Origin of the sequence: Candidatus Jettenia sp. AMX1 (assembly GCF_030263775.1) — a bacterium.
GTDB lineage: Bacteria > Planctomycetota > Brocadiia > Brocadiales > Brocadiaceae > Jettenia > Jettenia caeni.
On sequence record NZ_SZPP01000011.1, the window covers coordinates 23,011 to 36,202 of the forward strand.

The following is a 13,192-nucleotide window of genomic DNA, read 5'->3' on the forward strand; positions in this document are numbered from 1 at the left end:
AAGAAACAATTTTTATGCAATTTCTGCTTTTCAATTTTCGGAGATAAGAAGGTAATGACTATAGTATATGAGTATGAGAAGCTTCCTCTGGCAGACTCCACCGCGCCAAAAGCGCTGAATCAAAGAACCAGATCAGGGAGCAGCATATCGGGAGAAAACGTTTTGCAGGATCTGGAAGATGCGATGATGATGCTTGAGTTTGCCGGTGTAAAGGTAGATTTCTGTCCGGAAAATATCATTGAAGCGAAAGAGAAGTATATGATTGAAACGCAGCCCATGAATGCGGCGGTATCGCAATCTCCTGAAGCTTTACGTTCCGGTATGAGACAAAAAGGTTTCCGAAAGCCACACTACACGAAACTTTTAATATCTGACAATTGCTTCATTTTTCAAGCGGCCTGTTGTTTACCGTTAAAAATCATTGCTGCCAGCTTTGACGGAGAATCTGTTTCAGGAAGAACTCTGTTTTCCAGTCATTCAGAGGAAAAAGGAGGAAAATTGGTGTATGAATTTACCGGCAGCGGCAGGGAAATCATTGTAGATCTAAAACGCGGAGAAAGCACAAGGGCACAACGCCTTATTTTTCGTCTGAACTGTACATCATAGCCAGAGAAACTATGCCATAAGGTGTAAAGTTGAGGAAATAATTTTTGAGATACATGAGCATTAATGTTTTTTGTATGGACGGAAATAAAAAAATTCCCCGGATAGGTATTCTTCTCCAGGGAATTTTTTATTGTATTCCTGCACGGTTTAAAAAAACTTTTAAATCCATTCTTCGGATAAGATATTCCCTTCCAGGCCGACAACAACCTGTTTAACGGGAATCTTACGGGAAGCTTTTTCGGCTCCTTCCTTCGCAATTTGAGCAAGTCCGAAACAACAGGGCACCTGCATAATGATAACGGTCAAGGTATTGATTTTTGCATCATCAATCAATGATTTTATCTTCTCAACGTAAACTTCCTGATCTGAATCAAGCTTTGGACAGGCGATTCCTATGCTTTTCCCTTTCAGGTAATCCTTATGGAAATCACCAAGCGCAAAGGCTGTACAGTCTGCTGCCAGCAACACATCTTTCCCCTGAAAATAAGGCGCTTGAGGAGAAACTAAATGCATCTGTATCGGCCACTGCCTTAATTGAGAAGGGCGTTTTCCTGAATCGTTACCCTCTTGATTCGTTTTCTCGCTAAAATCAATTGTTCTTGACCCTGGACATCCACTCATTTTGTAACCTCCTGTAAAAATTTTTCTTCTAATTCAACAATAAACCTCTCATACTTCCTCGGCAGTTCATCTCCCACTGAGGCATCTGCTTCATTACACTTTCGGAACATTTCACCAACCTGCGTTACGGATAGCTGGCGATCGATCCACGGATAAAGAATCTCGTCTTCCTTTTTAATATGTTGTGTCAATAGGTCCCTATAAGCAAGAATATGTTCTTTAATCTGAGCCTTATTGCCCTTTTCAGCGCCTTCAACAACTTGCCGTATATGGCCTCTTCCTATATCGTGATCCTTAAACATAACCTGGATAATTTCCGCTTTATCATCAACGTATTTAAACAAGATATCCTCTTCTTTCATATGATGGTATTTGTCTGCATACGTACGGATAAAGTCTACACATTTTAAAACCAAATCCTTATCTACTTTAATACTTGTTTCAATATACTCTACAATAGAGGGTATTAGAGCCAGGAGCCGCTTAATGAGTACATGTTCATCCACAAGTTTTTTGACCGGTGGTGAATAGCTGATTTTCTTTGGGGCTGATTTTTTTGTCAGATCTACCTTAGGTTCGGGAACATCCCGTTCCGGATAGATGGCTTTTTCTATTCTGTACATCAACGTAGCTTCTTGCTGAGGATCAAGATTGTGGATTCCAACTACATCTTTGAGAAGACAGCTTCCCACTGAGCAGGGAACACAACCGATACCGTATTCATCAAGAATACGACCTACTTCCGGATAGGTATCGATGATTTGTTTTATCTCTTTATTTAGTACTTTGTCCAAAAAGATCCTCCTTATGTTAGGGGTTTCAATGCTAAATTATAATCATAATCTAAATTGAAATTATAGCGAATACCTATGATTTATGTCAAGCAAAGAAATCTACCGCCTTAAAAGGTAATAGAGCTGGCCATAAGAATTTAAATCTCCTGCTTCAGACATTGCCTGGTTGCCGATTCCAAAGTAAACATCGGCTCTGGCGGCAGTCTGAATTGCACTTCCTGTATCCTGATCTAAAGCGAAGAAGGATTTTTCAGGTCCTTTTTTCTTCCGGAACTGCCAGAATCCTTCCGATTTTTTTGGTTCGATAACAGCAAAGGCCAGTCCCCCCGCAGGGAAAACCGTCTTATCTGTAGCAATACTCCTCATAGGGGTGACGGGCACTCCTATGGAACCGTAAGGAACGGTGTAGTTTACCACTTTAAAAAAGATATAGCGATCGTTTTTCTTAAGATAGGAATCCAACTCATCGGGATGTTGCTCAAAGTATTGTATAAGATTAGAAAGGGTCAAATCCTCTTCCGGAATTTTTCCATCCATAACGAGGAGACGTCCAAGACTGGTATATTTGTGGCCGGAATCGGCTCCGTATCCTACATAGATCTTTTCTCCTGATGGGAGCTTGATTTGTCCTGAACCCTGCACTTGAATAAGGTAGACGTCGAGTTTTGACTTCAGATAGGCAATTTCATTTCCTCGCAGGAGATTTCGTTCCTCAATTTCACGTCGTGTATAGTACGGTTTTCTGAAATCGGCCGGAACTTTATACAGAGGGTAACGAAATTCTCCTGTTGGTGTAAGATTCCCATCATAAATAGGAGTTCCATAACCAGTAAAATGTACCTGACCTTCATATTTTTCCCCTATAGCCTGAAAGACCCTGAAGTTTTTGATGATAAATTCATTAAGATCTTCTGTATTTTGGCTGTTAACAAGGCCTTCCCGAAAGAGTCTTAAGGTGTCTTCCAGATTTTGATTTGAGAATTCTGCCATACGGAAACCATGAGGATTGAACTTAACCTTCTTAAAGTAGTTCAGGCTATTATCTATTGAATTTAAAAGAGTATGTCTGCTGTAATCATCTTTAAAATCAGGGAGTAATTTTGGATCGGTAATTTCTACCAGTGTATCGCCGGATTCTCTGGGCACAAGATGGGGTCTCTTCTTAAACATTGCACAACCTGATCCCAAAATTGTGAATAAAAGTATCAATGACAGCAAACCTTTAAAAATATACCTTTTTGATTTCATAATAATATGTTTCCCCTAACTAAAAATTTTGATTCAATCAGGAACGATTGAATCAGTGAAAGAATAAAAATCCGCCGAAGTATAGTAAATTCATTGTACAGGTATAGATACAGGAATTTTGTGGTAGTTTCGCAAATCTATAGGTACTTAAAAAAACTTCCCTCAATAAAGGAGACAAAGGGAGTTGTGCTTCAATTCTGCAGGGCAACCCTTTCGGGTTGCCATCCCCGTGCACATATTCAGGCGGGGGAAGCAATGCTGAAGCCTTGCCCTGCATCAGCACTGTTTTTCATGATGATGCCAAAAGGTATCCTCATGAGAAAATAGTCAAAAAATTAATGATATAAAATTCTCATTTTAAACCTTGGAATGCCTGTTTTTTAGGCAGTATTTTATACTTCTTATCCTGGAGAATCAAAGGAAAAATAAATAGGTATTCTGTTACTGCTTTCATACTTTTCCCGCAATAAGAATTATTTTTGGTTGACAAATATCAAATACCTAAAGTAGAATTGCTCAACGTACTGTACGATGTTCTTTTTATGATAAATCTAATTACATAATTACAGGTTATTCTCCACAGGTATGTGGATGAGTAAAAGGGAATCCATGTCCTGTTTCATGAAATGGGATGAGGAGCGGACCCGCCGCTGTAGCCGGGAACGAAAATCACAGTGCCACTGTCCTGGATAAAACAGGATGGGAAGGAGTGATAAGTAGGATGATCCGGGAGCCAGAAGACCTGCCTGTAATTGCTTCACGTAGTCTTCGATGGTAAAGAAGGTGAAGGGTATAAGAGTGGCTGTAAATTCCAGATTGCATGGCCGGCTAAGAATTTGAGGCAGGTTTTTTGTGTTATCTGCGCAGTTTGTGGTTTCTCATTGTATGTCTTATGGGCGTTTTAGGTTGCCCATGCGTATAAAATAAAACCCATATCTTCTCCGGGAGGATATGGGTTTTTTGTTTTTATACGGAGTAATTTTATATTTGGAAAAGGTATACGCTATGCATATAACAGAGGGAATTTTGCCTCCTCAATGGGTTTTTACATGGTTTGCTGTATCAGCCCCTTTTGTGGGAGTTGGAATATATCAGGTAAAACGAAAGAAAAAAACGGTACCCGGGTATCTGCCTTTGACAGGCATGCTGGGAGCGGCTGTATTTGTCTTCTCATGCTTTCCCATTCCGGTAATTGCCCTGAATGGAATGGCGACATCTCATCCTTGTGGCACTGGTATGAGTGCGGTGTTATTAGGACCTTTTGTGAGTGTTTTTATAGCGGCTATTGCGTTACTTATTCAAGCCTTATTTCTTGCTCATGGCGGATTAACAACCCTCGGTGGAAATGTCTTTTCCATGGGTATTCTGGGCTCTTTTTCCGGTTACTTTGCGTTTAAAACAGCGCAGCGATGCGGATTGAGTTTGTTTTGGTGCGGGTTTCTGGCCGGAGTAATTTCCGACCTGTTTACGTATTTCGGTACTTCTCTTGAATTAGGATTGCTTGTGATTTATAAAGGAGGATCATTTTTTAGAGCGGTTGCAGAGATTTTCGGGATGTTTATGATGACCTCGCAAGGGGTTCTTTGTATTGTTGAGGGTATTGTAGTGGGCTTTGTGCTGGTCTTTATTTATAAAAGAAGACCGGGTATTTTGTTAAATCTCGGGATAATCAGGGATGATACAAAACCGATTCAGGTATAAGACGATGAACCTCTTTCTTGTTTTTATACTCTGCATACCGTTATCCGGGGCAGTATTTGCAGAGGAACGTCAGGGAAAAACAGATGGAGGGGCAACTCCAACACAAGCAGAAGACGAGGTCTGGACGGGTATTGATGTAAGTATCGTGGGTAAATATGCAACGAAGTACGGTCATCCCCCACGCGACCCTTATATCAATACCGATAAAGGTGATTTGCTCCTTTTTGTATTTACTATTTCCGGAGTGATCGGTGGATTTATTATCGGTTTTAATGTACGTAAGCTTTTTTATGAGAAGTAATGTAAAGAAATGTCATTGAATTTTGTCTTTTAAAACCCAACTTAATTTAGTGGAGCCGTGGGCTGATGGGATTTTTACACCATACCTTTTCTGAAGTATATGCACGCAAAAATAATTGGTTAACAAGGGTTGATATACGCGTAAAGTTGTTGTATATCATTTCATTACTTTCGATAAATGTATTGGCAAAGAATATCTCTGTCCCATTATTTTTTCTTTTCACATCGTTTGTTTTGGTCCTTTCTGTAAAAGTTCCTTTTCCTGTAATACTTCGGAACTTACTCCTGCCGATGTTATTGGCGATTTTCATTCTGCTTATGAAGGGCTTGCATGAGGGCGAGAGGGTGTGGATGTCCTTTTCATTCATCGGATACAAAGTGGCTTTGAAAGAAGAAGGGTTGTGGAGCGGGATCCATATCTGTTCCAAGGTGCTTGGTGGTGTTTCACTCGTAATGCTCCTCTCTTTTACTACAACAATACGTCATCTGTGTACTGGTCTGAAATGGTTCCGTATACCCGATACCGTTATTGAATTATTGTCTTTTATGTACCGTTATATTTTCCTGTTTCTGGATGAAGTTGCCACAATATGGATTGCTCAAAAATCGCGGCTTGGTCATGCATCGTGGAAGAAGACGATACAATCGTTTGGAATATTGGGAGGCATGCTTATTATCCGTGCCTTTGAAAGATCAGAGCGAACCTATGAGGCTATGCAGGTAAGGGGTTATAAAGGAGATGGTATATTGATGGTAAACTTATCGCCGTGGAGAAAAAGAGAATATCTCTTTACGACAGGAATACTTTTTCTTGCACCTTTTCTTGTTTACGCAGGGACTATACCCGTATGGTAATAATGCAAATCAGAAATATACGGTACCACTATCACGATGGAATACAGGCATTACAGGGCGCTTGTATGGATATTGTGAAAGGGGAATTTTTAGCTGTACTGGGTCCGAATGGATCGGGAAAAACAACCCTGTTAAAACACCTCAATGGTCTCTTAAAACCCCGGTCAGGAGAGATACTGCTTGAGCAAAAGCCTTTGGCTCACTATTCAACCAGAGAAATATTTCAACGAGTGGGTATCGTATTCCAGGACCCAAATGATCAGTTGTTTGCTCCGTCAGTATGGGATGACATAGCGTTTGGACCGATGAATCTGGATCTCTCAAAAAAGGAGATTATCCACAGGGTAGATGAAGCATTATCGCTGGTAGGTATGGCGCCATATGCAGACAGGGCAATCGATGCCTTAAGTTTCGGGCAAAAGAAGCGGATTTGTATTGCCGGGGTACTTGCAATGAGACCGGAGATACTTGTTTTGGATGAGCCTACTTGCGGGCTTGACCCCGCCGGTGTGACTTCTATTATGACCTTGCTGAAAGAGTTGAACAGGAAGCATGGCATTACCATCATTATGGCAACAAATACCGTCGATTTAGTGCCGGTGTATATGGACAGGTTAGCAATTATGCGCCATGGTAATGTGCTCAGAGCGGGCACTCCTGAACAGGTATTTTCAAATACCGATGAGATAAAAGCGGCTTGTCTGGAACTTCCTCAAATTGCGCAGTTAATGCAGCTTTTAAGAGACGAAAATAATGTCTCTATGAGCAGCTTGCCACTTACGGTAGGAGAGGCAAGAAAATTTTTGATAGATAAGTTATGTATGAATTCTCATACGGCATCTTCCTGAAAGAAATTATGTTTAAAGGCCACGGCGGGGATATAAAACCTATTACGGATTATGTGAACGGCAACGTTAGCGTACAGAAGAGAAACCATGGCATCCTCGACTTTAGCGCAAGTATTAATCCTCTTGGATATCCGGAAAATGTCCGAAAGGTCATAGGGGAAAATTTTGATGATATCGTACATTATCCTGATATTGACTGTTCCAGCTTACGGGAATATATTGCCCGGAAGATTGGACATCTTGCTGATGAGATTATTGTAGGGAACGGTTCTACGGAATTATTTTACCTCATCCCCCGCTCGTTACAACCGGCACGGGGGATTATTTTTCAACCTACCTTTAGCGAGTTTGCCGAGGCATTACAGTGCAGCCACACGGGAGTAACTCATCATGTATTGAAGGAAGAGGATGATTTTCGCTTTGAATATCGCCAGGAGTATTTTCGTGATAACAAGGCAGGGATAGTCTTTTTGTGTAATCCCAATAATCCTACAGGACTGTTGATAGAAAAGACTGTTCTTCTGGATATGATAAGGCGGCATCACGATATAACATTTGTTATAGATGAGGCGTTTATAGATTTTGTTGATGAGCCTGAAAGATACCATGTTATCCACGAGGCAGGCATGCTGCGTAATTTGATAGTGGTCAGATCGCTTACAAAATTCTACGGTTTCCCTGGCCTGAGAATCGGATATTTGGTTGCCCATGCGGACTTGGTGAAACAGATGATGAAATACAAGGAGCCGTGGTCGGTAAATGCCCTTGCCCAATGCGCTGCTCTGGCTGCCCTGGAAGATGAAGCGTTCATTTCCAGAAGCAGGGAATTTATGCTGAAAGAACGGGTATTTTTATTGAACGAATTGACGGGTATCCATGGGCTTGTGCCGTATGAACCCACGGCTAATTATATCCTTGTTAAGATTAAGAAAAGGGATATGACCTCTTCTCTGTTGCGTGAACAATTATTGGAGTACGGCATTGCCATTCGCGATTGCTCTAACTTTACGGGACTCAGCGATAAGTATTTTCGGGTGGCAGTGAGGACAAGAGAAGAAAATGAGCGGCTCATTACGGCAATGAAAAACGTATATGAAAAATAAATCCATTATGGTACAGGGTACGGGATCTCATGTGGGTAAGAGTATTTTCGTATGCGCCCTGTGCCGTATCCTGAAACAAGATGGGTATCGGGTTGCGCCGTTTAAAGCCCAAAATATGGCCTTAAACTCATTTGTAACGAAAGACGGGAAAGAAATGGGAAGGGCGCAAGTAGCACAAGCAGAAGCAGCAGGTGTTCTCCCCAGGGTGGAGATGAACCCGATACTCCTGAAACCTACCGGAGACTGCGGTTCCCAGGTTATTCTTATGGGTAAGCCGGTAGGGAATATGACAGCTAAGGAATATTATCAAAAAAAGAATGAATTTATTTCAATCGTACAAGAAGTCTATGATACCTTAAGAACTGAATTCGATATTATTGTTATTGAAGGAGCGGGAAGCCCTGCCGAAATAAATCTGAAGGACGGCGACATTGTGAATATGGGTATGGCACGGATGGCATCAGCCCCTGTATTACTGGTAACAGATATTGACCGGGGCGGCGCTTTCGCATGGATTGTCGGGACATTGGAATTATTAACTGCGGATGAGAGAAATCTCGTGAGAGGTGTTGTTTTTAACAAATTCAGGGGAGACAAGAGCATATTAAAGCCCGGACTCGATATGCTTGAAAGTCGTATCAATAAGCCCGTTGTTGGTGTAATTCCTTATATCCACAACCTGAGTATAGATGACGAAGATTCCGTATCGCTTGAGTATAACAACGGTAATGATATCAATAAAGAGCATTATGATATTGATATTGCAGTAATCAAACTGCCCCGCATATCAAATTTCACGGATTTCAATATATTTACCCATGAGAAGGATGTGAGATTGAGATTTGCAGATAGAGCAAACGATATTGGCAAGCCGGACTTGCTTGTTATTCCAGGTACAAAGAACACCATAGAGGATTTACTGTTTCTGCAGGAAAGGAGCATTTCTGAAGAGATTATCAAACTGTCAAAATGTGGGACAATGATAATGGGTATTTGTGGTGGATATCAGATGCTGGGAAGGCAAATTCGTGATCCATATCATGTAGAGTCATCCAGGGATAGTATTCAGGGTTTAGGTTTGTTAAACACGATAACCACCTTTGCCAGGGAAAAGCATACCTATCAGGTGAAGGCTCGTATGTTAAAGCACGAAGGTTTGTTCCATGCCGATAATGAATTAACAGGGTATGAGATCCATATGGGAGAGACAACATATAATGGACATAATTCTGCTAGATATTTTGCAAGAATTGCTGAACGGGCCGGAGAGGATGTAGATGTATTGGATGGAAGTGTTTCTGCCGATGGCAACGTAATAGGTACTTATATCCACGGTATCTTTGATAATGATGAGTTCCGGTCAAAACTTATTAATTATTTGAAATGTAAAAAAGGCTTAACATCATCAGACGGCTGTCAGGTAAATTTTAAAAATATAAAAGAGCACCGATACAACGAACTGGCCGATATTGTCCGCAGGAATATACATATGGACGTAATATACGATATGTTAAATTCATCAATAAATTATAGGTGAGAATTGTTCAATACCGAGTGTAATTTTAGAAAGTTTTGTTACCAACAATATTCAGTGATTCCACGACCCCGAAAGGAGCATGCTGTGTAGCGCATAATATTCGTATAAATGATACATACAGGTATTCCGATATATCCATCGGGATAAAAAGGGAATCCCAACTCCCATTTTAAACGACTCCATAAATTGATCATTTTTTATCTGTGTAATCTGCGTCATCTGTGGTTTCAAATGGGAGAAAAGGGAACGGTACCGCCGCTGTATTCGGTGACGAATGTTGCAAGAGCCACTGGAAAGCCGTTTAAACTGATTAAACGGTTTTCCGGGAAGGCGCAGCAAGTAGGATGATCCGCTAAGTCAGAAGACCTGCCTGTCATGTTTTGCTGAGAAACTTCTTCGTAGTAAAGGAGGTGAAGCGTTGCGATTGGTCATTTGAACCCGTTTCTTCTTATACGAAGGAACGGGTTTTTTTATTTCAATAAAAGTGCGTTTTAAAATTATTGCTGAGGCCACTGACCTTATCCGTGTTTATCCGTATCCATTAGTAGTTAAGCTTATTTAATAACAGTTCGGATACAAGGGAATCCCATAAAAAGGAGCTGCCCCGCAACTGTAACCGGCGACGAAATCTGCAATAAGCCACTGGAAAGCCGTTTAAACGGTTTAAACTGATTAAACAGCTTTCTGGGAAGGTGCAGAAAGTAGGTAGACCCGGAAGCCAGGAGACCTATTCGAATAATCTAAGGTTAATTCTTATTTTCGAGGGGAAAAGAAGAATGAGAATGAAATGTTTATGCGTTATGTTTCTGGTTTTTCCTATACTGATCTCGTATTGCCATGCTGAAGAAAAGACGACAGAAGAACTTATCAAGGAAAATGAAGATTTGAAAAGAGAGTTATTGGAATTAAGAAAGCAGGTTTTAGAAAACCATGCTACTGCAAGTGTTAATCAGACCACAGTGCCTTTCCCTTCTCTTTCAGAAGAAGAGGATACTGATGTGGAGAAAGATCTGCCAGGAAAAGATGCCTTTGCAGATGAATATGATAGTGCTGATCAGTCTCTCAAAATATCAAGGACACATGATCCCGAACACGATTTAAGATCGTCATCTCAAAGCCTCATATTTAAAGGCGAAATTATTCAAACTGCTGTATTACCAGACGAACCAATACAGAATGAAGATAAGGATAAGAATCAGGATGAGGATAAGAGCGAGGGTAAGGATCACGATGAAAAGAAGGATGAAAACAAACTAGAAAATGAAGATAAAGAAGGAGGTGAGAATAAGGAAGAGGATACAAAGGAAGAAAGGGAGGATGAAGGTAAGAGGAGTAATAATGAGGAATTTGTTATCACTCCTACAAGGACAAAACAATTATTAAAGAATACCGGTAGTTCCGTATCTGTTATTACCGGGGAGGATATAAAAAATAGCAAGGCCCCGCTGCTCCTTGATGTATTACGCCGGGCACCCGGACTTGAAGTAGCAAGAACGGGTGGAATAGGGGGGACCACCAGCATGTTCATACGAGGAGCCTCTTCTGCCCAGACACTTGTTTTTGTCGATGGTATCCAGATGAATAGCCCCACAACCGGGGCATTTAATTTTGCAAATCTTACAACAGACAATATTGAGAGGGTTGAGATCCTGCGCGGTCCGCAAAGTACCTTATACGGCTCGGAGGCAATTGGCGGTGTTGTCAATATTTTTACAAAAAGAGGTGCAGGCGATACGGCCGTTACTGTGGGGACAGAATATGGGATGCATGATACCTATCGGGAGACTGCCAGTGTCTCCGGTGGGAAAGAAAAATTTGATTATTCCCTGGGCGCTTCCTACTTGAAAACTCATGGTATTTCTTCTGCCAGCAGTGGGGATGAAGCGGATGGTTATGAGAATTTTACCGGCTCTACACGGGTAGGGTGGAATTTTATGGATGACGGAAGAATCGATGCAACGGTAAGAGCGGCTCACTCAGATTTGGAATATGATACATTTCAATTCGGTGTCGGTCCGGTAGATGATACCGATCGGCGCCTTACAACAGATGAGGTCCTTTTTTCTACAAAGATCAATAAAACCTTTTTTGATATCTGGACACCTTCGTTTCTCATTTCCGTTAACGATACAGAATTAAAGGGCTTTGATCCCACAAATACATCAGGAGAGTTTCGTATACCTACACGGGTCTGGAGGCTGGAGCATCAATCAGATTTTGTTTTATTTGATATTGATACGGTAACCTTCGGGTATGAGTATGAGGTGCAGGAAGGTGAAAACGTTGGCAATTTTGATAAGAGATTTTGGAACAACTCTGTTTTTTTCCAAAATCAAATAGAACTGTTTGAATCATTCAATTGGACTGCCGGATTCCGTTACGATGATTACAGCACGTTCGGAAATAATCTCACCTATCGAACAACGGTATCGTATGGCATTGAAGAGATCGGTACCCGGTTCCACGGATCGTGGGGGACAGGTTTCCGGGCACCGAGTCTGAATGAACTCTTTTTCCCGTTCTTTGGTAACCCCAATCTTAATCCGGAAGAGAGTAAGGGCTGGGACTTCGGTATTGAGAAGGAAATCATCAAAGAGAAACTAACTATGGATATTACATATTTTGAGAACGACTTTACCAATTTGATCACTGCTGCAGTACAACCTGACGGAAGTTTTCTGGCAGAAAATGTAGCCAGGGCAGAATCGGAAGGGATTGAGTCTACGGTAACGTACAGACCTCTTCCTAAGCTTTCATTGATCGGGACGTACACATATACCGAGACGACAGATAGGGGGAAAGATCAGCAGTTACCCCGCAGACCCAGAAATAGAGCAACTCTTGGTATGCATACGCAGCCTCTTGAAAAATTGAGTATCAATGTAACCGGAGTTATGGCAAGGGACAGGATAGATAGTGATAGCAGAGAAATGGATAACTATTGGACCGTTGATCAGGTGACTCGCTACGACATTACAAAGTTGATGACTGCATATATCAGGTTCGAAAACCTCTTTGATTACGATTACGAAGAGGTAACAGGCTTTGGCTCGCTTGGTTTTACAGCATATGGAGGATTGGAATTTAAATTCTAAAGGAGGAACAAAAATTATGAAACACTTCGGTAGAGTAGTAGGGGGTTTTATCTTTTTCATTTTTTTGTCAACGGCATTTTGTGCTAATCGAAATGTAACGGTAGAGATCGATTCCGGAGGATTACATCAGAATCGTGAGGTGGAAATACCATGGAAACAAGGTATTACCGCGCTGGAGGTACTTCAATCTGTTGCAAAGATTGAAACACAACAAAAGGGTGAACATTTTTTAGTTACCTCTATCGATAAGGTAGAGGGGCAAGTTGGCGACAAAGTATGGTATTACCATATCAACGGTAAACGTGCGACATCCTTTGCAAATACCTGTATTCTCAATGAGGGTGATCGTATGAAATGGGAATACGCAAAGGATGTTTGTTCCTGCAGGGTAAATAAGGGAGCTTGTGAATAATATCAATAGGGATGCAAGGAGATGTCCAAAAGGTACTATTATGTCCATCGCTAAGGAGAAATAACTGGGGTA

The 13,192-nt window shown here is 41.2% G+C and carries 12 protein-coding genes and 3 riboswitches; of the genes, 9 read left to right on the forward strand and 3 right to left on the reverse strand.

The features are described from left to right. Nucleotides 1-54: 54 nt before the first annotated feature. Nucleotides 55-606, forward strand: coding sequence for a hypothetical protein (locus tag FBQ94_RS03875; RefSeq protein WP_007222431.1), 552 nt, complete (start codon nucleotides 55-57; stop codon nucleotides 604-606). Nucleotides 607-765: 159 nt separating this feature from the next. Here FBQ94_RS03875 and FBQ94_RS03880 read toward each other — a convergent pair whose 3' ends face one another. The 3 genes from FBQ94_RS03880 to FBQ94_RS03890 all read right to left on the reverse strand — a co-directional run bounded on the left by FBQ94_RS03880 (nucleotide 766) and on the right by FBQ94_RS03890 (nucleotide 3,191). Continuing rightward, entirely contained in the window at nucleotides 766-1,227 is a 462-nt protein-coding gene (locus FBQ94_RS03880; RefSeq protein ID WP_007222430.1) for a hypothetical protein, read from the reverse strand. After that, nucleotides 1,224-2,021 (reverse strand): hemerythrin domain-containing protein, encoded by a 798-nt coding sequence (locus FBQ94_RS03885; RefSeq protein WP_007222429.1) that lies wholly within the window; start codon nucleotides 2,019-2,021, stop codon nucleotides 1,224-1,226. Before FBQ94_RS03885 ends, FBQ94_RS03880 begins: the two co-directional genes overlap by 4 nt. Before the next feature lie 99 nt (nucleotides 2,022-2,120). Continuing rightward, nucleotides 2,121-3,191, reverse strand: coding sequence for an MltA domain-containing protein (locus tag FBQ94_RS03890; RefSeq protein WP_285441991.1), 1,071 nt, complete (start codon nucleotides 3,189-3,191; stop codon nucleotides 2,121-2,123). Between the two features lie 628 nt (nucleotides 3,192-3,819). Then, nucleotides 3,820-4,033: riboswitch (cobalamin riboswitch) on the forward strand. Nucleotides 4,034-4,256: 223 nt separating this feature from the next. Here FBQ94_RS03890 and FBQ94_RS03895 point away from each other — a divergent pair. From FBQ94_RS03895 to FBQ94_RS03930, 8 genes are all read left to right on the forward strand, one after another. After that, nucleotides 4,257-4,970 carry an energy-coupling factor ABC transporter permease gene (locus FBQ94_RS03895; RefSeq protein WP_285441992.1) on the forward strand — a complete coding sequence of 238 codons (714 nt, stop codon included), beginning with the start codon at nucleotides 4,257-4,259 and terminating at the stop codon, nucleotides 4,968-4,970. Beyond that, nucleotides 4,945-5,271: a hypothetical protein gene (locus tag FBQ94_RS03900; protein ID WP_051006206.1), complete on the forward strand. Its 327-nt coding sequence runs from the start codon at nucleotides 4,945-4,947 to the stop codon at nucleotides 5,269-5,271. Before FBQ94_RS03895 ends, FBQ94_RS03900 begins: the two co-directional genes overlap by 26 nt. Before the next feature lie 65 nt (nucleotides 5,272-5,336). Continuing rightward, complete coding sequence (cbiQ, locus tag FBQ94_RS03905) at nucleotides 5,337-6,125, forward strand: cobalt ECF transporter T component CbiQ (protein WP_007222423.1); 789 nt, start codon at nucleotides 5,337-5,339, stop codon at nucleotides 6,123-6,125. Continuing rightward, nucleotides 6,119-6,973: an energy-coupling factor ABC transporter ATP-binding protein gene (locus tag FBQ94_RS03910; protein ID WP_040544368.1), complete on the forward strand. Its 855-nt coding sequence runs from the start codon at nucleotides 6,119-6,121 to the stop codon at nucleotides 6,971-6,973. The genes cbiQ and FBQ94_RS03910 overlap by 7 nt, the downstream gene beginning before the upstream one ends. Next, the gene (gene cobD / locus FBQ94_RS03915; protein WP_007222421.1) at nucleotides 6,943-8,076 is read left to right on the forward strand and encodes a threonine-phosphate decarboxylase CobD; all 1,134 of its coding nucleotides are present in this window, start codon (nucleotides 6,943-6,945) and stop codon (nucleotides 8,074-8,076) included. Before FBQ94_RS03910 ends, cobD begins: the two co-directional genes overlap by 31 nt. Continuing rightward, a complete protein-coding gene (locus FBQ94_RS03920; RefSeq protein ID WP_007222420.1) occupies nucleotides 8,066-9,613 on the forward strand; it encodes a cobyric acid synthase in 1,548 nt (515 codons plus the stop codon). Before cobD ends, FBQ94_RS03920 begins: the two co-directional genes overlap by 11 nt. Before the next feature lie 103 nt (nucleotides 9,614-9,716). Beyond that, nucleotides 9,717-10,001, forward strand: a riboswitch (cobalamin riboswitch). Between the two features lie 166 nt (nucleotides 10,002-10,167). Then, nucleotides 10,168-10,362, forward strand: a riboswitch (cobalamin riboswitch). Between the two features lie 27 nt (nucleotides 10,363-10,389). Then, entirely contained in the window at nucleotides 10,390-12,708 is a 2,319-nt protein-coding gene (locus tag FBQ94_RS03925) for a TonB-dependent receptor domain-containing protein (protein WP_007222419.1), read from the forward strand. A gap of 16 nt (nucleotides 12,709-12,724) precedes the next feature. After that, on the forward strand, nucleotides 12,725-13,120 hold the full coding sequence (locus FBQ94_RS03930) for a DUF4430 domain-containing protein (RefSeq protein WP_007222418.1): 396 nt from the start codon (nucleotides 12,725-12,727) through the stop codon (nucleotides 13,118-13,120). Nucleotides 13,121-13,192 lie beyond the last annotated feature (72 nt).

Excerpts from the sequence above, each read along its gene's own strand:
- FBQ94_RS03900 (WP_051006206.1), top strand. The coding sequence starts at position 4,945 with ATGATACAAAACCGATTCAGGTATAAGACGATGAACCTCTTTCTTGTT.
- FBQ94_RS03930 (WP_007222418.1), top strand. The coding sequence starts at position 12,725 with ATGAAACACTTCGGTAGAGTAGTAGGGGGTTTTATCTTTTTCATTTTT.
- FBQ94_RS03875 (WP_007222431.1), top strand. The coding sequence starts at position 55 with ATGACTATAGTATATGAGTATGAGAAGCTTCCTCTGGCAGACTCCACC.
- FBQ94_RS03920 (WP_007222420.1), top strand. The coding sequence starts at position 8,066 with ATGAAAAATAAATCCATTATGGTACAGGGTACGGGATCTCATGTGGGT.
- FBQ94_RS03880 (WP_007222430.1), bottom strand. The coding sequence starts at position 1,227 with ATGAGTGGATGTCCAGGGTCAAGAACAATTGATTTTAGCGAGAAAACG.
- FBQ94_RS03925 (WP_007222419.1), top strand. The coding sequence starts at position 10,390 with ATGAGAATGAAATGTTTATGCGTTATGTTTCTGGTTTTTCCTATACTG.
- FBQ94_RS03890 (WP_285441991.1), bottom strand. The coding sequence starts at position 3,191 with ATGTTTAAGAAGAGACCCCATCTTGTGCCCAGAGAATCCGGCGATACA.
- cobD (WP_007222421.1), top strand. The coding sequence starts at position 6,943 with ATGTATGAATTCTCATACGGCATCTTCCTGAAAGAAATTATGTTTAAA.
- FBQ94_RS03910 (WP_040544368.1), top strand. The coding sequence starts at position 6,119 with ATGGTAATAATGCAAATCAGAAATATACGGTACCACTATCACGATGGA.
- cbiQ (WP_007222423.1), top strand. The coding sequence starts at position 5,337 with ATGGGATTTTTACACCATACCTTTTCTGAAGTATATGCACGCAAAAAT.